We start from the raw sequence: 19,548 nt of genomic DNA, 5'->3' as shown, positions 1-19,548 counted from the left end.
ACGCGGCTCCGACAGCTAACTTCTAACGTCACACGGTTTCGTGAGACTTTGATCTGCGTCAATCTGTCATTGCTGGATAGGTGTAAAATCCCGGAATATCTGGACAGGATGTCGCAGCCGCCCCCCGGCAACGATTGCGATCCTGCCGGATGCAGGTGAAACTTGCGCCGAACCCCGAAAGGAGAGGGCCCATGGGCTACAAAACGATCCTCACCGTCCTGACCAACGCCAACCAGCAGAAGCAACTCGATTCGGCCGTTGCCATGACCCGGCGCGAGGATGCGCATCTCGACGTGTTCTGCATGGGCGTGGACCACACCCAGAGCGGCTATTACTACGCGGGTGCCTCGGCCTATGTGTTCCAGGAATCCATCGACAAGGCCGTGGCCGCTGCCGGCGAGCTGGAGGAAAAGGTCCGCGACCGGCTCGATCCCGAAGACATCCGCTGGTCCGTGGATTCCGCAGTGGCCCAGGTCGGCGGGCTTTCGACGCTGGTGGGAATGCGCGCGCGCTATTCCGACCTGGTGGTGCTGAACCGCCCCTATGGCGAGGGCGCCCCCGCCGACGCCGAGGCGGTGACCGAGGCGGCGCTGTTCGAGGGCGCGGCCCCGGTGCTGATCGTGCCGGATGAGCTGAAGGAGCCCTTCGGCAAGAAGGTCATGATCGCCTGGAACCAGTCGAACGAGGCGCTGGCCGCCGTGCGCCGCGCCCTGCCCCTGCTGATCGCCGCCGAAAGCGTCGAGATCACGGTGATCGACCCCTCGCCCAGCGGCCCCGAGCGCTCGGATCCCGGCGGCGCGCTGTGCCAGATGCTGACGCGCCATGGCGTGAAGGCGGAAATCTCGGTACTGGCCCGCACCTTGCCGCTGATCAGCGACATCCTGAACCGCCGCGCCACCGAGATCGGCGCCGACATGCTGGTGATGGGCGCCTATGGCCATTCCCGCTTCCGCGAGGCGATCCTGGGCGGCGCGACGCGCAACATGCTGGAAAAGGCGCAGGTGCCGGTCCTGATGGCGCGCTGATCTGCCGTCCTGGCAAAGCAAACCCCCGGGCAAGTCCCGGGGGTCTTGCTTTGGGCCGCCGGGCAACCCGCGACCCGGCCCGGCCGCCTAGCTGAGCGGCCCGCCGTCCGAGTCGTCGCCGCTTTCGGTGACCAGCCGCACGAAAGAGGGCACGATCACCCGCCGCTTGCCGTCGAGTTCGATCACCCCTTCGCGCTTGAGCGCGCTCATCTGCCGGCTGACGGTCTCCAGCGTCAGGCCCAGGTAATCCGCCATCGCCTCGCGCGTCAGCGGCAGTTCGATGGTGATGCGCCCCTCGGGGCGGCGCTTGATCAGCGCAGCCTCGCGCCGTGCCAGGATCACCAGCAGCGAGGCGATCTTCTCGCGCGCCGATTTCCGGCCCAGCAGCAGCAGCCAGTCGCGGGCGGCGTCAAGCTCGTCCAGCGTCATCTCCAGCAGCCGGCTGGCGATGCGGGGATTGTCGATCAGCAGCTTTTCGAAAGGCTTGCGCCGAAAGCAGCACAGCACAAGGTCGCTGGTCGCGGTCACGGTATAGGCCGCCATGTCGCGCCCCGGCCGGCCCAGGAAATCGCTGGGCAGCAGCAGACCCACCATCTGCGTGCGCCCATCCTCGAGCTGCTGGGTCAGCCCGGCCATGCCGGCGACCACCGAGGCCACGAAATCCATCCGGTCGCCGGCCCAGACCACGACCTGTCCCGCCTCGTAGCGGCGATAGAATTTCATCTCCTCCAGTTCGGTCAGCTCATCGCCTTCGCAATGTGCGCAAACGGCCCGATACCGTATCGGACAAATCTCGCAGGGCTGCTGCGTCGCGCAGAGGGCGGCGTCATGTGGCATTTGATTTGGGTCAAGGTTCCAGCGCGTGTTCCGCGGCAGGATAGCAGTATGGAACAACAATCGCAACTTGAGCGGCTGGGACTGTTTGACGCGCGCGTGCCGCGCTACACCAGCTATCCGACCGCGCCGCATTTCACCCCCGCCGTGGGCGAGCCGGTCTTCCGCGACTGGATCGCAGCGATTCCCGCCGGCGCGGCGATCTCTCTCTACATGCATGTGCCGTTCTGCCGGCGATTGTGCTGGTTCTGCGCCTGCCGCACGCAGGGCACGCAATCCGACGAGCCGGTGCGCGCCTATGCCAAGGCCCTGCTGGCCGAACTCGACATGCTGAAGTCGGCGCTCGCCCCCGGCGTCCGGCTGTCGCGCCTGCATTGGGGCGGCGGCACGCCGACCCTGATGCCGGCCGAGATGATGCGGCTGGTCGCCGGCGCGGTCCTCGACGCCTTCCCGCTGGCCGAGGGCGCGGAATTCTCGGTCGAGATCGACCCGAACGAGATCGACGAGGCCCGCATGGACGCCTTGGCCGAGGCCGGGCTGAACCGCGCCTCGATCGGGGTGCAGGATTTCGACCCCGAGATCCAGAAGATCATCGGCCGCGAGCAGAGCTTCGAAGTGACGAAACGCGCCGTGGACATGATCCGCGACCGCGGCATCGCCAGCCTGAACGCCGACATCCTCTACGGCCTGCCCCATCAAGACCCACACCGGATCGCCGAATCGGTGCAGAAGCTGCTGGCGCTGTCGCCCGACCGGGTGGCACTCTACGGCTATGCCCATGTGCCCTGGATGGCCAAGCGGCAGGTGATGATCCCGTCCGAGGCGCTGCCCGACCCGCATGGCCGGCTGCGGCTGTTCGAGACCGCGCGCGAATTGTTCCTCGCCGACGGCTATGACGAGATCGGCATCGATCATTTCGCCCGCCCCGGCGACGGTCTTGCCCGCGCGCAAAAGGCCGGCCTGCTGCGCCGCAACTTCCAGGGCTATACCGACGACCGGGCCGAAGTGCTGGTGGGCCTGGGCGCCTCGTCGATCTCGCGCTTCCCGCAGGGCTATGCGCAGAACGCCCCGGCGACCGGCGCCCACCTGGCCAGGATCCGCGACGGGCGCTTCTCGACCACGCGCGGCCATGCCTTCTCGGCCGAGGATCGCTGGCGCTCGCGGATGATCGAGGCGCTGATGTGCGATTTCGAGATCCGGGCCGAGGAGTTCATCCGCGACCACGGCTTCGACGCCGAGAGCCTGTCCCGCATCCTCACCCCCGTCGCCGCGCATTTCGGCGACATGGTCGATGCCGACGCCTCGGGCCTGCGCATCACGCCCAGGGGGCGACCGCTGACCCGGATGATCGCCCGCATGTTCGACGGCTACGACATGGCGGCCTCGGGCCATTCCGCGGCGATCTGACGCTAATGGCGATGGCCGTCATGGCCGTCGCCGGCATCGCTGCAGGCATCGCCTTCGCGCTCGGCCTCGATCGTGGCATGGTCGATGCCGAAATCGCGCCGCAACATTGCCTTGGCCTGGCGCACCGCCATCACCGCATCGGCCCCGTCGCGCATGACCAGATGCACCGACAGCGCCGTGCGGCGCTCGTCGATCTGCCACAGATGCAGGTGATGCGCGCCGGCGACGCCCTCGACCCCGGCCATGGCGCCGATCAGCGCCGCGTGATCCACGCCGGCGGGTGCGGCCAGCATCAGCATGCGCATCACCGGCCCGATCTCCTGCCCGACATGCCACAGGATCACCCCCGAGATCAGCAGCGTCAGCACCGGATCGGCGAGATGCCAGCCAAAGGCCCAGATCAGCGCCCCGCCCAGGATCACCGCAACCGAGACCGCCGCATCGGCCAGGTTGTGCAGGAAGGCGGCGCGGATGTTCACGCTCTCCTTCGCGGCGCGCCAGACCAGCGCCGCCGTAGCCATGTCCACGAGCAGCGCAAAACCCGCCAAGGCCATCACCAGCCCACCCGCGACCTGCGGCGGCTCGACCATGCGCCCCAGCGCCTCGATCCCCAGCCAGACCGAAATCGCGATCAGCGCGATATAGTTGACGAAGGCCGCGACGACCTCGGCCCGTCCCCAGCCATAGCTCATCCCGGGGCTGGCGGGACGCCGGGCCAGGCGCCGGGCGCCAAAGGCCAGCACCAGCGCCAGCGCATCCGAAAGATTATGCACCCCATCCGCGATCAGCGCCGTGGAATCGGCGACATAGCCGCCCAGGATCTGCGCCCCGGTCAGCGCCAGGTTGACCACCACCGCGATCAGGATGGTGCCGTCGCCCACCCCGCCCGGCAGATGCGAATGACCGTGCTCGCCCTCATGCGCATGCGAATGGCCCATTCCGTCCCCTCGCCGGCTTCTTCGTTCCCCAAATACTCATGCGGCCGCGCAATCCACGCGACCGCCGGTCCTCAATGCGCCTCGGCCCAGTTGGCGCCCTGCCCCGCATCGACGATCAGCGGCACGTCCAGCCGGACCGCGGGATCGGCCGCGCCCTGCATGACGCCGCGCGCAACCTCGACCAGCTCGGGAACCGCCGCCTCCTCGACCTCGAAGACCAGCTCGTCATGCACCTGCAGCAGCATCCTGGCCGGCAGATGCGCGATGGCTTGGGGCATGCGGATCATGGCCCGGCGGATGATGTCGGCCGCCGCGCCCTGGATCGGCGCGTTGATCGCCGCGCGGCGCGCGCCGCCGGCCGCCGGCCCCGACTGGTTGATGCCCGGCGTCATGATCCGCCGCCCGAACAGCGTGCGCACGAAACCGTCCTGCTTGGCCCCGGCCACGGTGCGATCCATATAGGCGCGGATCTCGGGGAAGCGCTCGAAATAGGTGTCGATGAAGGCCTGCGCCTCGGCGCGCGGAATGCGCAGGTTGCGCGCCAGGCCAAAGCCCGAGATGCCGTAGATCACCCCGAAATTGATCGCCTTGGCGCGACGGCGGATCATCGGGTCCATGCCCTCGACCGGCACGCCGAACATCTGGCTCGCCGTCATGGCATGGATGTCGATTCCGTCGCGAAAGGCCTGTTGCAGCGCCGGGATCTGCGCCACATGCGCCAGGATGCGCAACTCGATCTGGCTGTAGTCCAGGCTCACCAGCCGCATTCCCGGCGCGGCGACGAAGGCTTCGCGAATGCGCCGCCCTTCGTCGGTCCGCACGGGAATGTTCTGCAGGTTCGGATCGGTCGAGGCCAGCCGCCCGGTCTGCGCCCCGGCGATGGAATAGCTGGTGTGCACGCGGCCGGTCTCGGGGTTCACATGCAAGGGCAGCGCATCGGTATAGGTCGATTTCAGCTTGGAGATCGCCCGCCAGTCCAGCACCCGCGCCGGCAGTTCATGCCCCTCGGCGGCCAGATCCTCCAGCACCTCGGCGCCGGTGGAAAAAGCTCCGGTCTTGCCCTGCTTGCCGCCGGCAAGCCCCATGCGCTCGAACAGGATCTCGCCCAGCTGCTTGGGGCTGCCGACGTTGAACGGCCCGCCGGCCAGTTCGTGGATCTCGGCCTCCAGCCCCGCCATCTTCTGGGCAAAGGCGTTGGACATGCGCTTCAGGTGCTCGGAATCGATGCGGATGCCGGCCATCTCCATGTCGGCCAGCACCGCGATCATCGGCCGCTCCAGCCGTTCATAGGCTGTGGTGACATGGTTCGGCGCCAATTTCGGACGCAGGTGACGCCACAGCCGCCAGGTCACCTCGGCATCCTCGGCAGCATATTCGCTGGCCTTGTCGATGGCCACCTGCGAGAAATTGATCTGCGACTTGCCCGAGCCGATCAGATCCTTGATCGGCAGGCAGCGATGGCCCAGATACAGGTCCGCCAGCTCGTCCATGCCGTGGTTGTGCGCCCCGGCGTTCTGCGCATAGGACAGCAGCATGGTGTCGTCCAAAGGCACCATGCGGATGCCGTGGCGGGCCAGCACCTTCCAGTCATACTTGATGTTCTGGCCGATCTTCAGCACCGACGGATCCTCCAGCACCGGCTTCAGCATCGCCAGCGCACGGTCCAGATCCATCTGCCCCTCGACCCGCGCGCCCGAGCCGAACAGATCGGCGGCCCCGTCGACATGGCCCAGCGGCAGATAGGCCGCCCGCCCCGGGCCGGTGCAAAGCGAAACCCCGACCAGTTCGGCCTGCATCTCGTCCAGCCCCGTGGTCTCGGTGTCGATGGCGACCACGCCCTTCTCGGCGATCTCGGCCAGCCACTCGGCCAGCACGGCCTCGTCGCGGATGGTGATGTAAAGGCTGCGGTCGATCGCCGGCAGTTCGGCCGCGGCCGGCATCGCCGGGTCCGCACCGGCGGCGGGTGCGGGAACAGCCACCTCGGCCATGGTCGGCGGCTCGGTCCCGAAACGCTCGGCCACTCGCTTGGTCAGGGTGCGCAGCTCCATGCGGGTCAGGAATTCCAGCAGCGCCTCGGGATCGGGCTCGCGGATCTCCAGGCTTTCCAGGGTGAAATCCAGCACCATCCCGCAGTCCAGCTCGACCAGCCGCTTCGAGATGCGGATCTGCTCGGCATGGTCGATCAGCGTCTGCCGGCGCTTGGGCTGCTTGATCTCGGCAGCGCGCGCCAGCAGGCTTTCCAGATCGCCATATTCCTCGATGAGTTGCGCGGCGGTCTTGATGCCGATCCCCGGCGCGCCCGGCACGTTGTCGATGGAATCGCCGGCCAGGGCCTGCACATCCACCACCCGCTCGGGACCGACGCCGAATTTCTCGCGCACCTCGTCAGGACCGATGGGCTTGGCCTTGATCGGGTCCATCATCTCGACGCCGCCCCCGACCAGCTGCATCAGATCCTTGTCCGAACTGATGATGGTGACCCGCCCGCCCGCATCCCGCGCCTGGCAGGCCAGCGAGGCGATGATGTCGTCGGCCTCGAAGCCCTCGGTCTCGATGCAGGCGATGTTGAAGGCCCGCGTCGCCTCGCGGGTCAGCGGGAATTGCGGCCGCAGATCCTCTGGCGGCTCGGGCCGGTTGGCCTTGTAGAGCGGATAGATGTCGTTGCGGAATGTCCGCGCCGAATGGTCGAAGATCACCGCCGCATGGGTCGGCTGGTCCGATCCCTTGCCGTCCTGCAGGTATTTCCACACCATGTTGCAGAACCCGGCCACCGCCCCGATCGGCAGCCCGTCCGAGCGCCGGGTCAGCGGCGGCAGCGCGTGATAGGCGCGAAAGATGAAGGCCGATCCGTCGATCAGGTGCAGGTGATGGCCCTTGCCGAATCCGTCCGTCATATGCGCGCGCCCCCTGCTCTTGCTATCGCCAGCCTTACTGCCACGAAGCGGCCCCGGGGCCAAGACCGCGCTTCCCCGGCTTTCTCCGTTTGAAAAATACTCCCGCCGGAGGCGTCGCGACGCCCCGGTCCGTGCTCCGTCGCAGCCTTGGAGGACCGGGCTTGATAAGACCCGGCCGCGGCGTCAGTGATCGTCGTGCGCGTGCTCGCGGTCGATCACGAAACGCTTGTCGCAATAGCCGCATTCGACCCAGCCGGTGTCGCGCGGAATGGCCAGCCAGACGCGCGGATGGCCCAGGCCCCGCGCCTCGTCGCCGTCGCAGGCGACCTTCCAGGAGGTGACGGTCTGGATCTCGGGGGCCGGAATGGTCATGGCGGTTCCTTGAGCTTTGACGACAAACGGGGTTAAACCGGCGGCGATCATAATGAACGCCAAGAGCCGATGCCAGCCCCAGAGCAAAGCCCGAACGCCATCGAAATCAGTGGCCTGACCAAGACCTATGCCGCCGCCGGCCAGGCGCCGGCGAAACAGGCGCTGAAGGGGCTGGACCTCGCCATCCCCGCCGGCTCGATCTTCGGCCTCCTGGGTCCGAACGGCGCCGGGAAATCGACGACGATCAATATCTTGGCCGGGCTGGTGCGCAAAAGCTCGGGCAAGGTCAGGATCTGGGGCTTCGACCAGGACGTGAACCCACGCCAGTCCCGCGCCGCCATCGGCGTCATGCCGCAAGAGCTGAACATCGACCCGTTCCTGACCCCTCGCGCCAGCCTTGAGGTGCAGGCGGGGCTCTACGGCGTGCCGAAACGCGAACGCTGGACCGACGAGCTCCTGGAACTGGTCGGGCTGACCGAACAGGCGGAAAGCTATTCGCGCCACCTGTCGGGCGGCATGAAGCGGCGACTGCTGCTTGCCAAGGCGCTGGTCCACCGGCCGCAGATCCTGGTGCTGGACGAACCGACGGCGGGCGTCGACATCCAGCTGCGCGAGATGCTGTGGCGCAACGTGCGCAGGCTGAACGACCAGGGCATGACCATCATCCTGACTACGCATTACCTGGAAGAGGCCGAGGAGATGTGCGACCGCATCGCCATCATCGACCATGGCCAGCTGATCCTGTGCGAGGATACCGCCGCCCTGCTCGGCCGCGCCGATTCCAAGACGCTGGTCGTCGACACGGGCGAGGCCCGCGCCCTGCCTGCCCTGCCAGAGGGCGTGCGGGCCGAGCGGCGCGAGGACGGCCGGCTCGCGCTCAGCTATGCGCCTTCGCGCATCCCTGCGGACGGGCTGATCGACGCGCTGCGCGCCGCGGGCCTGCCGATCCGCGACGTCGCGGTCGAAGCACCGGATCTCGAGGACGTCTTCGTCCAGCTGACCTCGCGCCAGGCGCCTCAGCCTGGCTGAACCATGCGGCCCATCGGCCGGCCACCCAGGATGTGCATGTGGAAATGCGGCACTTCCTGCACGCCGTCCGGGCCGGCATTCGAGATGGCGCGAAAGCCCTGTCCGCCGTCCAGCGCGACGCCCAGTTCGCGCGTCACCCGGGCCAGGGCGCGGTGGAAATCCACGATCTCGGCATCCGAGGCATTGGCCGCGAAATCGTCGTAGCTGACATAGGCCCCCTTGGGGATCGCCAGCACATGCACCGGCGCCTGCGGCCGAATGTCGCGAAAGACCAGCGTATGCTCGGTCTCCAGCACGGTGTCGTTGGGAATCTCGCCGCGCAGGATGCGGGCGAAGATGTTGCTGTCGTCATAGGCGGGCATGGATCTCTCCTCAATCGCTGAACAGGTATTCGGTCCTGGCAAGCGCCAGCGCGGTTTCGGCCGGCACATCCAGGAAACGCGCCAGTTGCGCGGCATTCTGCTCGGGCGACCGCCAGGGAGCAATGGAGTGCAGGGCGGCGAAGTCCAGGTCGCGCAACCGTTCGGCCTCATGTTCCAGATCGGCGCGCACCATGGGCAGCAGCCGCTCGATGACCTCGGACGCGGTTTCGCTCCCGGCCAGGCCCACGCGCGCGATATGGCCGCGCAGATAGTCGTCGTCGAAGCGCGAATCGATCAGCAGAAGCCGGGTATCGGCCTTGTCCGAGGTCAGGTCCTGGATCAGAGGCAGCGCCGAAGGGTCCAGGCACAGCACCAGCCGATGCGATTCGAACTGCTGGAACAGCAGCCGGATCAGCGCGCGCCGGTGCCGGTCACGCTTTTCGACCGTGGTCTCGACCCCGCCCAGATCGGGCAGGTGCGCATCGAGCTCGTTGAAGACGAAATCCACCGCCGGGATCGCGGCCTGCGCCCGGATCGCCGCGGTCAGCCGCTTGGCGACATGCCATTTCTTGCTCACCACCAGCAGCAGCGTATTGTCCCGGCCCAGGCTGCCCTCGGCCTCCCAGAAGCGCTGGCCGAAGCGCCGCCCGATCCGGCCGCGCGCGGTGAGGAAGCGAAACAGTCCCCCCGCCTCGTTCGAGATCGGGAAATGCACCCCGCTCGCCGCCCAGAGCGCACCCAGCCGCTCGCGCAAGCGGATCGCCTCGGGGCTGATCTTGCGGGCGAACAGATAGTTCTGCCCCATCAGCAGATCGTAATGGTCGTTGTGGAACGTCACCGGCATGCCGTAATCGGTGAAGATCAGATAGGTCAGCGTGCGCGAGCGGATCTCCTTGCGCGGCACGACATGCGGCACGACGGTCTGGAAGAACGTCTCGTCCGGGATCCAGGTGGTCGAGAAAAAGCGCATCACATCCGTTCGGGCGGCGCAGAAATCCAGCACCTTCTCGACGGTCTGGCGGCGCAGGCACCACCATTGCGATCCGATCATGACCTGGATATCGGCGGGCACCCTGCGCTCCAGGCCGAATCGCTTTTGCAGCTCATAGCTGGTGTAGAACAGCCATTTCTGCGTGCGCTCGTTGAACCAGTGGCGATAGACCAGCCGTTCCTCCTTGAACCCGGTCTTGATCCAGTCCGATTCGAAAAAGTCGAAGCTCTCGATATAGTCGCAATCCTCCGCCTCCAGGAAGGCATGGGCATGTTCCGCCGACTTGATCGGCATGCAATCGCCCGAGAGCATGTAGAAATGCGTCGCCTGCGGAAAGGCGGCGACGGCGGCACGCACCGCTTCCAGCGTGGCGCCGACCAGCGACCATTCGCCCCAGCCGCATTTCCAGCGCCGCTGCGCGAAAACGACCGAGGGATTGTCGGCCAGCGCCTCGCGGATCAGGTCGAAATCCCCCGGATTGGCGCGCCCGTCGAAATGGATCGACACGTAATCGCCCGAGGCCGTCAGCCGGCGGGCCTGCGCCACCACGCCCTTTGGGTCCTTGTGACAGAGCAGAATGAAGGCAATACGCGCCATCTCGATACCCATCCCGTCCGGCTCCCGCGGGCAACAACTCTACAGCAGGTTGAATCTCTGCCGGCGATTTGCTTTGTGTCCTTACCGATTTTGAACGAGGGAGCAACCCGGTCGCAGACCCGCCCCGGCCGGTGCAGTTTTTTGTGAAGGGAAAGTATAGTATGGGTTTTCCAGGAACCTGGATGACGGAAAGCGAAAGCATGGTCTATCGCGTCGTCCCGAAATGCGCCTGCTCGTCCATCGGGCAGATCATGTTCTATTCCGACCACGGCCGCTACTTCGACGGTGACATCCACGATTCCACCGGCGGGCTGCACAAGTGGAACCAGCCCGACAGCCAGCCGCTGATCGAAAGCAACGTCACGGCGCACAAGGCGCTGACCTTCACCTGCGTGCGCAATCCCTATGCGCGCATCCTGTCCTCGTTCTTCGACAAGATCGCCGGCATCCAGCGCAACGGCAAGCGCTACCGCGGCAATCTCGTGCCGCAGTTGATGCAGCGCTACGGGGTCGATGTCGGCAGTCCCGAAAACGGCTTCGAATTCGACCAGGTCGCCAGCTTCCGCCGCTTCCTGCTGTTTGCCCGCGACACGATCCGCTGGCGCCGCCCGATGGAGCCTGACATCCACTGGTCGGCCATGTCGGGCCATATCTCGACCTTCATCGCCAACGGCGGCCGCTACGACCAGATCTTCTTTACCGAGAAGTTCGACGAAGGCATGCAGAAGGTGCTGGACGCCGCGCCCACCCCGGTCAAGCTGGACGTGAAGGACGTGCCGAAGTTCAACGAATCCGAAGGCCACGGCCCCAAGCGCGCCCACAAGGTCAGCGCCTATTTCGAAGACCTGTCGCAGCATCTTGTCTGGGAAATCTACAAGAAGGATTTCCAACTCTTCAGATACGACTTCGACGATCCCGACAACAAGCTGCCCAAAGGCGAGGTCGACCTGGACGAAGTCCACGCCAGGCTCGGGCGCTGACCGGCCTCTTTCCGTTGCCCCAATACCCCCGCCGGAGGCAGCGGCGCGGATGCGCCGCTTCCCTTGCAGATTTCCCTTGCGCAATGCGAAAATCCCGCTATTTTGCCGCGTTCATTCGACCGGCGGGGGAACCCCGGACCGCGGCCCCCGCTTTGCGAGCAGTTTTCGCGACTTGCGGCCAACGCTCCGGTGGCCTATGCCCGCCCCAGATACGAACACCGAATCCGGGGCCGCCCCAGCCGGGTTGCCCCCCGAACCACTTGAGGTTGAGACATGGCCGTCCCTCAGAACCGAGTTACCCGCTCCCGCCGCAACATGCGCCGTTCGCATGATGCGCTCGTCGCCGGCAACCCGAACGAATGCTCGAACTGCGGCGAGCTGAAGCGCCCGCATCACGTCTGCCCGTCCTGCGGCCATTATGCCGACCGCGAGGTCGTGGCGCAGGCCAATGAGGTCGACCTGGACGAAGACGCGGCCTGAGCGGACCGACCGCGGATATGGCTTCGGCAGATTCCAACACCCTGCCTCGCGCCCCTGGCGACGGGGACGGCGTGGTGATCTCCGTTGACGCGATGGGCGGCGACCGCGGCCCGGCGACGGTGGTCGCCGGCATGGCCGAAAGTGCCGGGAAGAACCCCGGCATCCGCTTCATCGTCCACGGCCCGCAGGCCGAACTGGAACGACTGATCGCCCGTCGCGGCGATCTTGCCGGGCGCTGCGACATTCGTGACGCCGCCGGCGTCGTGACCATGGACGACAAGCCCAGCCAGGTGCTGCGCAAGGGCGAGGGCACCTCGATGTGGTCCACGCTCGAATCGGTGCGCCAGGGCGAGGCGACCGCCGCCGTCTCCTGCGGCAATACCGGCGCGCTGATGGCGCTGTCCATGCTGCGGCTGCGCAAGCTGCCCGGCGTGAACCGGCCGGCCATCGCCTGCCTCTGGCCCTCGCGTAATCCGCAAGGCTTCAACGTCATGCTGGATGTCGGCGCCGATATCCGCGCCGATGCGCAGGACCTGCTGACCTATGCGCTGATGGGCGCCTCCTATGCCCGCAACGGCTTCGGGCTGGAGCGGCCGCGCGTCGGCCTGCTGAATGTCGGGACCGAGGAACACAAGGGCCGGCCCGAGCTGAAGCAGGCCCATGAACTGATCCCCACCACGGCGCAGGCGGCGAATTTCGACTATGTCGGCTTCGTCGAGGGGGGCGACCTGCCCTCGGCCCGCGTGGACGTGATCGTGACCGACGGCTTTACCGGCAATGTCGCGCTGAAGACCGGCGAGGGCACGGCGAAACTGGTCGGCGAATTGCTCAAGGAAGCCTTCGGCAAGTCGGTGATGTCGAAATTCGCGGCGCTTCTGGCCATGGGCTCGCTCAAGCGGCTGCAAAAGCGCATCGACCCGCGCCGCATCAATGGCGGCGTCTTCCTGGGACTGAACGGGACGGTGGTGAAATCGCACGGGTCTGCCGATGCGACCGGCGTCTCGGCGGCGATCAAGCTGGCCTTCCGGCTGGCGCAATCCGGCTTTCAGGACCGGCTGGCGGCGCGCGTGGCGCAATCCGTCGCGGCGGCCGGCCAAATCAACGGCAGCAAGGAAAGCGAGGCGTCCTGATGCGGCGTGCGATCGTCCGGGGAACCGGCCATTACCTGCCCGAGCGCGTGGTCGAGAACAGCTGGTTCGAGGACAAGCTGGACACCAGCGACGAATGGATCCGCGCCCGCACCGGCATCGAGCGGCGCCATTTCGCCGCCGAGGACCAGCGCACCAGCGACCTGGGCATCCTGGCCGCGCAGGCCGCACTGGCCGATGCCGGGCTTGAGGCCGCACAGATCGACGCGGTGATCGTGGCGACCTCGACCCCCGACCTGACCTTCCCCTCGGTCGCGACCATGGTGCAGGCCGGGTTGGGCATGCGGCATGGCTTCGCCTATGATCTGCAGGCCGTCTGCGCCGGCTTCGTCTATGCGCTGGCCAATGCCGATGCGTTGATCCGCGCCGGACTTGCGGATCGCGTCCTGCTGATCGGGGCCGAGACCTTCAGCCGGATCATGGACTGGACCGACCGCGGCACCTGCGTGCTGTTCGGCGACGGCGCAGGCGCCGTGGTGCTGGAGGCCGCCGAGGGCCAGGGCAGCTCTGCCGACCGCGGCATCCTGGCGACCGACCTGAACAGCGACGGGCAATATCGCGACCTGCTCTATGTCGATGGCGGCGTCGCCTCGACCGGCACGGCCGGGCATCTGCGCATGCAGGGCAACCTGGTCTTCCGCCACGCGGTCGAAAAGCTGGCCGACACCGCGCATCGCGCGCTGGATCGCGCCGGGCTGACCCCCGACCAGGTGGATTGGCTGGTGCCGCACCAGGCCAACCTGCGCATCATCGAGGCCACGGCCAAGCGCATGCACCTGCCGATGGAAAAGGTGGTGCTGACGGTCGCCGACCACGGCAACACCTCGGCCGCCTCGATTCCGCTCGCGCTCTCGGTGGCCAATGCCGAGGGGCGCTTCAAGCCCGGCGACCTGCTGGTGGCCGAGGCCATCGGCGGCGGCCTCGCCTGGGGCTCGGTCGTGCTGCGCTGGTAGGCAAGCCCTTACTTCAGCTGCGAATCCTTGGAGCCGCGCCGATTGATCCCGGCGCTCGGGCGCCATGCCCTGTCCCGGCCCGACTGGCAATCCACGCACAGCCGCACGCCGGGAATCGCCCGCCGCCGCGCCTCGGGGATCGGCTCGTCGCATTCCTCGCAGAAGGCGGCGCTTTCCCGGTCGCCGCGCTGCGCATTGCGCAGCCGCATGCGCTCGATCGCCTCTTGCGTCGAGACCTCGATCTGCTCGTTCACCGCATCGTCGCGCGCCCAGCCGCCAGCCATGTCAGCTCCGTTCCGCCTGCCTTTCCGACCCCAAGATAGGCATGAATTGCTGCGCTTCCAAGCATCGCCCAAGGCGCCATGCGCGGGGTCTTGCGGGTAAGGCGCGAATAATGCGGGACAAAATCGGCCGATGAGGGAACGGAATCGGGCCGGGGTTGTTGACTCGGCGCCGTAAAGAAATCATCCTTCGCACCATTCAAGAGGTTTCCGAGATGAGCGACTCTACCCTGACCCGCATGGACCTGGCCGAGGCCGTGTTCCGTGAGGTGGGTCTGTCCCGCCACGAATCGGCCCAACTCGTCGAAAGCGTGCTTGGCCATATCTCCGATGCGCTGGTGCGCGGCGAGCAGGTCAAGATCTCGTCCTTCGGCACGTTCTCGGTCCGCGACAAGAACGAACGCATCGGCCGCAACCCCAAGACCGGGGAAGAGGTGCCGATCACGCCGCGCCGGGTGCTGTCCTTCCGGCCGTCGCATCTGATGAAGGATCGGGTGGCGGCAGGGAACAGGCGCAAGGGCTGATGAGCAAATCCCCCGACGCCTTCAGATCCATCGGAGAGGTCTCGCGCCTCGTGGGCGTCGCGCCGCATGTGCTGCGCTATTGGGAATCGCAATTCACGCAGCTTGCGCCGGTGAAGCGCGCCGATGGGCGCCGCTATTACCGACCCGACGATGTGCGCCTCGCCGCGGGGCTGTGCCAGGTTCTGCGCGAGGAGGGGCTCAGCATCCGCGGCGCCAAGCGGCTGATCGGCGCCGACCGCGGCTCGGCGCTGCGCGAGATCGGCGCCGCACGCCTGGGCGAGGCACAAGGCGATGCCGGGCCGGCTGAACGCCCCGCCCCCAGCCCGGCGGTGCGCCTGGCCCTGCCCGGCTCGGCCGAACCGGCAATGCCGGCAGCACCGACCCGCGCCAGGACCGTGGCAAAACCGGCCCGCCCTGCCCCGCAACACGCCGAATCGCTGCCGCTTTTCGCGGGATTGGATACTGGTCGCCCTTCCGCCCCCGCAACCGACTGGCTGGGGCGGCTGGTCGGCACCGCCATGGCGCTGCGCCAGCACGAATTGCAGGGCAAGCCCCTGCCCGCCCGTGCAAAAGCCCTGCGCGACGCGCTGCACGACCGCCGCTGACGCCTATGGCCGGCCGCTTTCCCACCGCCCGCGGCGGCCTGTCCACAGCAATCGAAAATCTTGCCGAAAATTCCGCCCTTGGCCCCTTGTGCTGGCGGCCCGCTTCGCTCTATATGCCCCTCGTCGGGCCGTGGCGCAGCCTGGTTAGCGCGTCCGTCTGGGGGGCGGAAGGCCGCGAGTTCGAATCTCGCCGGCCCGACCATTCCGAAAACGCCCATCCCCGTCCGGGGGTGGGCGTTTCCTTTTGCCGAAAGGGTTTCGCGTGAACGGTGTGCTTCCCGATACGTCCCTGCGCCAGCTGATCGCGAGCGGTGCGATCTCGGCCGACCAGCCCATCCTGCCCGAACAGGTCCAGCCTGCCAGCCTGGATCTGCGGCTGGGTGCGACCGCCTGGCGGCTGCGCGCCTCGTTCCTGGCCGGGCGCGGGCGCAAGGTCAGTGACCGCCTGCGGGATTTCGAGATGCACCGCATGGATCTCACCGACGGCGCCGTGCTGGAAAAGGGCTGCGTCTACCTGGTGCCGTTGATGGAGCGCCTGACGCTGCCCGCCGGTCTCGACGCGGTGGCCAATGCCAAAAGCTCGACCGGGCGGCTGGACCTGCTGACGCGGCTGGTCACCGACGAGGGCACCGAGTTCGACCGCCTGCCGCAGGGTTATGACGGCCCGATCTATGCCGAGATCTGCCCGCGGAGCTTTTCGGTTCTGGTGCGGCCCGGCATGCGGCTGAACCAGTTGCGGCTGCGCCAGGGCCAAGCCGTGCTGACCGATACCGAATTGCGCGACCTGCATGTGCGCGAGCCGCTGGTGACCGGCGAGGCGCTGATCGACGAGGGGCTGGGCTTTTCGGTCGACCTGCGGCCCCAAGGGGGCGATCTGGTCGGCTATCGCGCCCGGCCGCATAGCGGGGTGATCGACCTCGACCGCATCGGCGCCTATCGGGCCCGCGACTTCTGGGACGAGTTGCGCACCACAGACGGTCAGCTGATCCTCGATCCCGGCGCCTTCTATATCCTGGTCAGTCGCGAAGCGGTGGCGATCCCGCCCGACTACGCCGCCGAGATGGCGCCCTACCTGGCCATGGTGGGCGAGTTCCGGGTGCATTACGCCGGCTTCTTCGATCCGGGCTTCGGCCATGGCAGCGCCGGCCAGGGCGCGCGGGGCGTGCTGGAGGTGCGCTGCCACGAGGCACCCTTTGCGCTGGAGCATGGCCAGGTCGTCGGTCGCCTGGTCTATGAGCGTATGGCCGCGCGGCCCGAGCGGCTTTACGGCAGCGGCATCGCATCGAACTACCAGGGCCAGGGGCTGAAGCTCGCCAAGCAATTCGCCTGAACGGCGCGCAGGCTGGCGTGGCCGGGGGCAGTCCTAACGCATCCGCCGGGTGACGCGCGCGGCTTGGCGGGCGCGCTTGATCGCCTCGCGCATGGTCTTTTCGCGGCTCTGCTGCTGCGGGCTTTGCTTCTGCCCCGGTTTCGGCGCATTGATCCGGCGCGTGCCCCAGTTCAGCAGCCGGTTCGCGGCCATCCGCATCAGCATATTGACAATCTGGTTCAAATTCATCTGGTTACCCGGCACTCTTTACTCATCTTCGAACAAATCCTCGGCCATCGCCTCGGCCTCATCGGCACCCTCTTCGCCGAACAGGCCGGGTGCGAGCCCCTCGCCCGGCGGGCGCGATTCGAGCAGGCCGGCCGCACGCAGCTCGGCCAGCCCCGGCAGGTCGCGGGCGCTTTCCAGCCCGAAATGATCCAGGAAGGCTTCGGTCACCACGAAGGTCACCGGGCGGCCGGGGGTCTGGCGGCGGCGACCGATGCGGACCCAGTCCAGCTCGATCAGCTGGTCCAGCGTGCCGCGGCTGACGGCGACACCGCGGATCTCCTCGATCTCGGCGCGGGTGACGGGCTGGTGATAGGCGATGATCGCCAGCGTCTCGGTCGCGGCGCGCGACAGGCGGCGGCTTTCGACCACGCTTTCCTGCATCAGGAACCCCAGATCGGCGGCGGTGCGAAAAGCCCAGGCATCGCCGACGCGCGCCAGTTGCACCCCCCGCCCTTCATAGCGGGCGCGCAGGGCCTGCACCGCCTCGCCCACATCGCAACCGGCAGGCAGGCGCGCGGCGATTTCGCGCTGGCTCATCGGCTCGGCCGAGGCGAACAAAATGGCTTCGACCATGCGCTCCTGCTCGGCCAGCGGCGGCGGCGGGAAACGCTGGGGATCGGGGGCGGCGATGTCGTCCTGGCTCATTGCGGGCGCCTGCGGATGGTGATCGGGGTAAAGGTTCCGGCCTGGGAGATTTCCAGCGCGCCTTGCCGCGCCAGTTCCAGCGTCGCGGCAAAGGTCGCCGCGGTGGCCGAGCGGCGGCGCTGCGGATCGGCCTCCCAGCCGTCGGGCAGAAAGGCGGAAAGCTCGGTCCAGTCGCCGGCGAAGCCGATCAGCCCGCGCACCCGGTCCAGCGCCTGCTCCATGGTCAGCACGTCGCGGCGGTCGAAGGCATAGGGGCGGAACTCGTCGCGGGTGCGCAGCCGGGCATAGGCGCGCATCAGGTCGATCAGCCCGGCCTGCCAGGCGACCTGGCGCTGGCGGGCCACGGTTTCGGGCGCGCCGCGTGCAAAGCGGTCCTGCCCCAGCCGGTCGCGGGCCATCAGCCGCGCCGCCGCCTCGCGCATGGCGTTCAGCCGCTCCAGCTGGAAAGCCAGATGCGCGGCCATTTCCTCGGCGCTCGGCCCCTCGGCCTCGGGGTCGGGTGGCAGAAGCAGCCGCGACTTGAGATAGGCAAGCCAGGCCGCCATGACCAGGTAATCCGCCGCCAGCTCGATACGCAGCGCGCGGGCCTCTTCGACGAAGGCCAGATACTGGTCGGCAAGCTCCAGCACCGAGACCTGCATCAGATCGACCTTCTGCGTGCGCGACAGCGTCAGCAGCAGGTCCAGCGGCCCCTCGAAGCCCGAGACATCGACGACCAGCACCTCCTCGGCGCGGCGCTCGGCCACGGCCTGCGGCGCGAGCCCCGGCAGATGCGGCGCCGGATCGGGTTCGGAAACCGGGTCCGGCACGGGGGTCAGGTAAGGCACCTTGGTCATGTCGCGTCCAGGCAAGAGAACCTGCGCAGAATCCGCGATAGGCCGGGCTTAGTCAACCGATCAGGCCGCCAGCCCGCCAAGCGCCGCCAGTTCGGCCCTCAATGCGGCGATATCGTCCTGAACCGGCGCGCGGCGCAGGGCCAGCGCCGCCTGCCCCCGCTCCGTCGCGCGCGGGCTCATGCTTCCGGCGGCGGCGACGATCTCTTCCATCTGCGCCGGCGTCTCGTTGCAGGACAGCACCAGGTCGCAACCGGCGGCGATGGTGGCCGCGGCCCGTTCGGCCGGGCTGCCCGACAGCGCCTGCATGCCGATATCGTCGGACATCAGCAGCCCGTCGAAACCGATCTCGCGCCGGATCATCCGGATCACCGGGGCCGAGGCAGTGGCGGGCGCGTCGTCGATGGCGGTAAAGCGAATATGCGCCGTCATCGCCATGGGCAGGTCGGCGAGCGCGCGGAAGGGGGCGAAATCGCCGGCGCGAAGCTCGTCCAGCGGCGTGTCGACCACCGGCAGGTCCTTGTGGCTGTCCACCCGCGCCCGGCCATGGCCCGGCATGTGCTTGACGACCGGCAGCACGCCGGCGGCCAGCATGGCCTGCGCCGCGGCGCGGCCCAGCCGGATCACCGTATCGGCATCCGAGCCGAGGCAGCGGTTCCTCAGGAAGGGATGGGTGTCCTCGCGCGCGATATCCAGCACCGGGGCGCAATCGGCGTCGATGCCGACGGCGCGCAATTCCTGCGCCAGCAGGTAGTGGTGCAGCCAGACCGCACGTTCGCCGCGCCCCGCCTGGTCCAGCGGCGCCGGCCAGTCGGTCCAATGCGGCGCGCGCATACGCTGGACGCGCCCCCCCTCCTGGTCGATCAGCACCGGGGCATCGCGGCCCACCGCTTCGCGCAATTCGGCGGCCAGCCGGCGCAGGCGATCCGGCGCATCGACGTTGCGCGCAAACAGGATGAAGCCCCAAGGGTCGGCGGCGCGGAAGAAATCGCGCTCGGCCCGGCTCAGGTCCGGGCCGGCGATGCCGCCGAGGATGGTGGCGCTGGTCATTTC

Annotated in this window: 21 protein-coding genes and 1 tRNA gene; 11 read left to right on the top strand and 11 right to left on the bottom strand. The window is 67.7% G+C overall.

Going from position 1 to position 19,548, the window contains the following annotated elements:
- Positions 1-191 precede the first annotated feature (191 nt).
- The gene (locus BLT64_RS04340) at positions 192-1,025 is read left to right on the top strand and encodes a universal stress protein (protein WP_011748143.1); all 834 of its coding nucleotides are present in this window, start codon (positions 192-194) and stop codon (positions 1,023-1,025) included.
- 87 nt (positions 1,026-1,112) lie between these two features.
- Here the strand turns inward: BLT64_RS04340 and fnrL are convergent, their stop codons facing one another.
- The gene (gene fnrL / locus BLT64_RS04335; protein WP_041529894.1) at positions 1,113-1,862 is read right to left on the bottom strand and encodes a transcriptional regulator FnrL; all 750 of its coding nucleotides are present in this window, start codon (positions 1,860-1,862) and stop codon (positions 1,113-1,115) included.
- A gap of 48 nt (positions 1,863-1,910) precedes the next feature.
- On the opposite strand from fnrL, the gene hemN reads away from it, so the two are divergent.
- Positions 1,911-3,266 (top strand): oxygen-independent coproporphyrinogen III oxidase, encoded by a 1,356-nt coding sequence (gene hemN / locus BLT64_RS04330; RefSeq protein WP_011748145.1) that lies wholly within the window; start codon positions 1,911-1,913, stop codon positions 3,264-3,266.
- Positions 3,267-3,268: 2 nt separating this feature from the next.
- On the opposite strand, the gene BLT64_RS04325 is transcribed toward hemN, so the two are convergent.
- The 3 genes from BLT64_RS04325 to BLT64_RS04315 all read right to left on the bottom strand — a co-directional run bounded on the left by BLT64_RS04325 (position 3,269) and on the right by BLT64_RS04315 (position 7,470).
- Entirely contained in the window at positions 3,269-4,204 is a 936-nt protein-coding gene (locus tag BLT64_RS04325) for a cation diffusion facilitator family transporter (protein WP_011748146.1), read from the bottom strand.
- A gap of 71 nt (positions 4,205-4,275) precedes the next feature.
- The gene (gene polA, locus BLT64_RS04320) at positions 4,276-7,098 is read right to left on the bottom strand and encodes a DNA polymerase I (RefSeq protein ID WP_011748147.1); all 2,823 of its coding nucleotides are present in this window, start codon (positions 7,096-7,098) and stop codon (positions 4,276-4,278) included.
- Positions 7,099-7,281: 183 nt separating this feature from the next.
- Positions 7,282-7,470 carry a zinc-finger domain-containing protein gene (locus BLT64_RS04315; RefSeq protein WP_011748148.1) on the bottom strand — a complete coding sequence of 63 codons (189 nt, stop codon included), beginning with the start codon at positions 7,468-7,470 and terminating at the stop codon, positions 7,282-7,284.
- A gap of 69 nt (positions 7,471-7,539) precedes the next feature.
- Between BLT64_RS04315 and BLT64_RS04310 the strand changes: the two genes are divergently transcribed.
- Positions 7,540-8,499, top strand: coding sequence for an ABC transporter ATP-binding protein (locus BLT64_RS04310; RefSeq protein WP_011748149.1), 960 nt, complete (start codon positions 7,540-7,542; stop codon positions 8,497-8,499).
- On the opposite strand, the gene BLT64_RS04305 is transcribed toward BLT64_RS04310, so the two are convergent.
- Both BLT64_RS04305 and BLT64_RS04300 read right to left on the bottom strand, forming a co-directional pair.
- Positions 8,487-8,861 carry an HIT domain-containing protein gene (locus tag BLT64_RS04305; RefSeq protein WP_011748150.1) on the bottom strand — a complete coding sequence of 125 codons (375 nt, stop codon included), beginning with the start codon at positions 8,859-8,861 and terminating at the stop codon, positions 8,487-8,489. The genes BLT64_RS04310 and BLT64_RS04305 overlap by 13 nt on opposite strands.
- 10 nt (positions 8,862-8,871) lie before the next feature.
- The gene (locus BLT64_RS04300) at positions 8,872-10,449 is read right to left on the bottom strand and encodes a DUF5928 domain-containing protein (RefSeq protein WP_041530212.1); all 1,578 of its coding nucleotides are present in this window, start codon (positions 10,447-10,449) and stop codon (positions 8,872-8,874) included.
- Between the two features lie 161 nt (positions 10,450-10,610).
- Here BLT64_RS04300 and BLT64_RS04295 point away from each other — a divergent pair, with 161 nt between their 5' ends.
- The 4 genes from BLT64_RS04295 (at position 10,611) to BLT64_RS04280 (ending at position 14,010) form a co-directional block, all read left to right on the top strand.
- Positions 10,611-11,429, top strand: coding sequence for a sulfotransferase family protein (locus tag BLT64_RS04295; protein ID WP_011748152.1), 819 nt, complete (start codon positions 10,611-10,613; stop codon positions 11,427-11,429).
- 273 nt (positions 11,430-11,702) lie between these two features.
- A complete protein-coding gene (rpmF, locus tag BLT64_RS04290) occupies positions 11,703-11,909 on the top strand; it encodes a 50S ribosomal protein L32 (RefSeq protein WP_011748153.1) in 207 nt (68 codons plus the stop codon).
- 17 nt (positions 11,910-11,926) lie between these two features.
- Entirely contained in the window at positions 11,927-13,039 is a 1,113-nt protein-coding gene (plsX, locus tag BLT64_RS04285) for a phosphate acyltransferase PlsX (RefSeq protein ID WP_011748154.1), read from the top strand.
- Positions 13,039-14,010, top strand: a complete 972-nt coding sequence (locus BLT64_RS04280; RefSeq protein WP_011748155.1) for a beta-ketoacyl-ACP synthase III — start codon at positions 13,039-13,041, stop codon at positions 14,008-14,010. Before plsX ends, BLT64_RS04280 begins: the two co-directional genes overlap by 1 nt.
- 8 nt (positions 14,011-14,018) lie before the next feature.
- On the opposite strand, the gene BLT64_RS04275 is transcribed toward BLT64_RS04280, so the two are convergent.
- Positions 14,019-14,294 carry a DksA/TraR family C4-type zinc finger protein gene (locus tag BLT64_RS04275; protein ID WP_011748156.1) on the bottom strand — a complete coding sequence of 92 codons (276 nt, stop codon included), beginning with the start codon at positions 14,292-14,294 and terminating at the stop codon, positions 14,019-14,021.
- Positions 14,295-14,506: 212 nt separating this feature from the next.
- Here BLT64_RS04275 and ihfA point away from each other — a divergent pair, with 212 nt between their 5' ends.
- From ihfA to BLT64_RS04255, 4 genes are all read left to right on the top strand, one after another.
- The gene (gene ihfA / locus BLT64_RS04270; RefSeq protein WP_011748157.1) at positions 14,507-14,815 is read left to right on the top strand and encodes an integration host factor subunit alpha; all 309 of its coding nucleotides are present in this window, start codon (positions 14,507-14,509) and stop codon (positions 14,813-14,815) included.
- Positions 14,815-15,420, top strand: a complete 606-nt coding sequence (locus tag BLT64_RS04265) for a MerR family transcriptional regulator (RefSeq protein ID WP_011748158.1) — start codon at positions 14,815-14,817, stop codon at positions 15,418-15,420. The genes ihfA and BLT64_RS04265 overlap by 1 nt, the downstream gene beginning before the upstream one ends.
- 124 nt (positions 15,421-15,544) lie before the next feature.
- Positions 15,545-15,622: transfer RNA gene (locus BLT64_RS04260), tRNA-Pro, on the top strand.
- A 60-nt stretch (positions 15,623-15,682) separates the two neighbouring features.
- A complete protein-coding gene (locus tag BLT64_RS04255; RefSeq protein WP_041529895.1) occupies positions 15,683-16,750 on the top strand; it encodes a 2'-deoxycytidine 5'-triphosphate deaminase in 1,068 nt (355 codons plus the stop codon).
- 33 nt (positions 16,751-16,783) lie between these two features.
- On the opposite strand, the gene BLT64_RS04250 is transcribed toward BLT64_RS04255, so the two are convergent.
- Genes BLT64_RS04250 through nagZ form a run of 4 tightly spaced genes read right to left on the bottom strand, consistent with a single transcriptional unit; the run spans position 16,784 to position 19,545 of the window.
- A complete protein-coding gene (locus BLT64_RS04250) occupies positions 16,784-16,978 on the bottom strand; it encodes a hypothetical protein (RefSeq protein ID WP_041529896.1) in 195 nt (64 codons plus the stop codon).
- An 18-nt stretch (positions 16,979-16,996) separates the two neighbouring features.
- The gene (scpB, locus tag BLT64_RS04245) at positions 16,997-17,662 is read right to left on the bottom strand and encodes an SMC-Scp complex subunit ScpB (RefSeq protein WP_011748160.1); all 666 of its coding nucleotides are present in this window, start codon (positions 17,660-17,662) and stop codon (positions 16,997-16,999) included.
- The gene (locus BLT64_RS04240) at positions 17,659-18,498 is read right to left on the bottom strand and encodes a segregation and condensation protein A (protein WP_049792320.1); all 840 of its coding nucleotides are present in this window, start codon (positions 18,496-18,498) and stop codon (positions 17,659-17,661) included. Before BLT64_RS04240 ends, scpB begins: the two co-directional genes overlap by 4 nt.
- A gap of 60 nt (positions 18,499-18,558) precedes the next feature.
- A complete protein-coding gene (nagZ, locus tag BLT64_RS04235) occupies positions 18,559-19,545 on the bottom strand; it encodes a beta-N-acetylhexosaminidase (protein ID WP_011748162.1) in 987 nt (328 codons plus the stop codon).
- Between the last annotated feature and the right edge of the window lie 3 nt (positions 19,546-19,548).

Source organism: Paracoccus denitrificans (assembly GCF_900100045.1).
Lineage (GTDB): Bacteria > Pseudomonadota > Alphaproteobacteria > Rhodobacterales > Rhodobacteraceae > Paracoccus > Paracoccus denitrificans.
The sequence above is the reverse complement of the archived record's forward strand: the minus strand, read 5'-3'. Positions and strand labels throughout refer to the sequence as shown.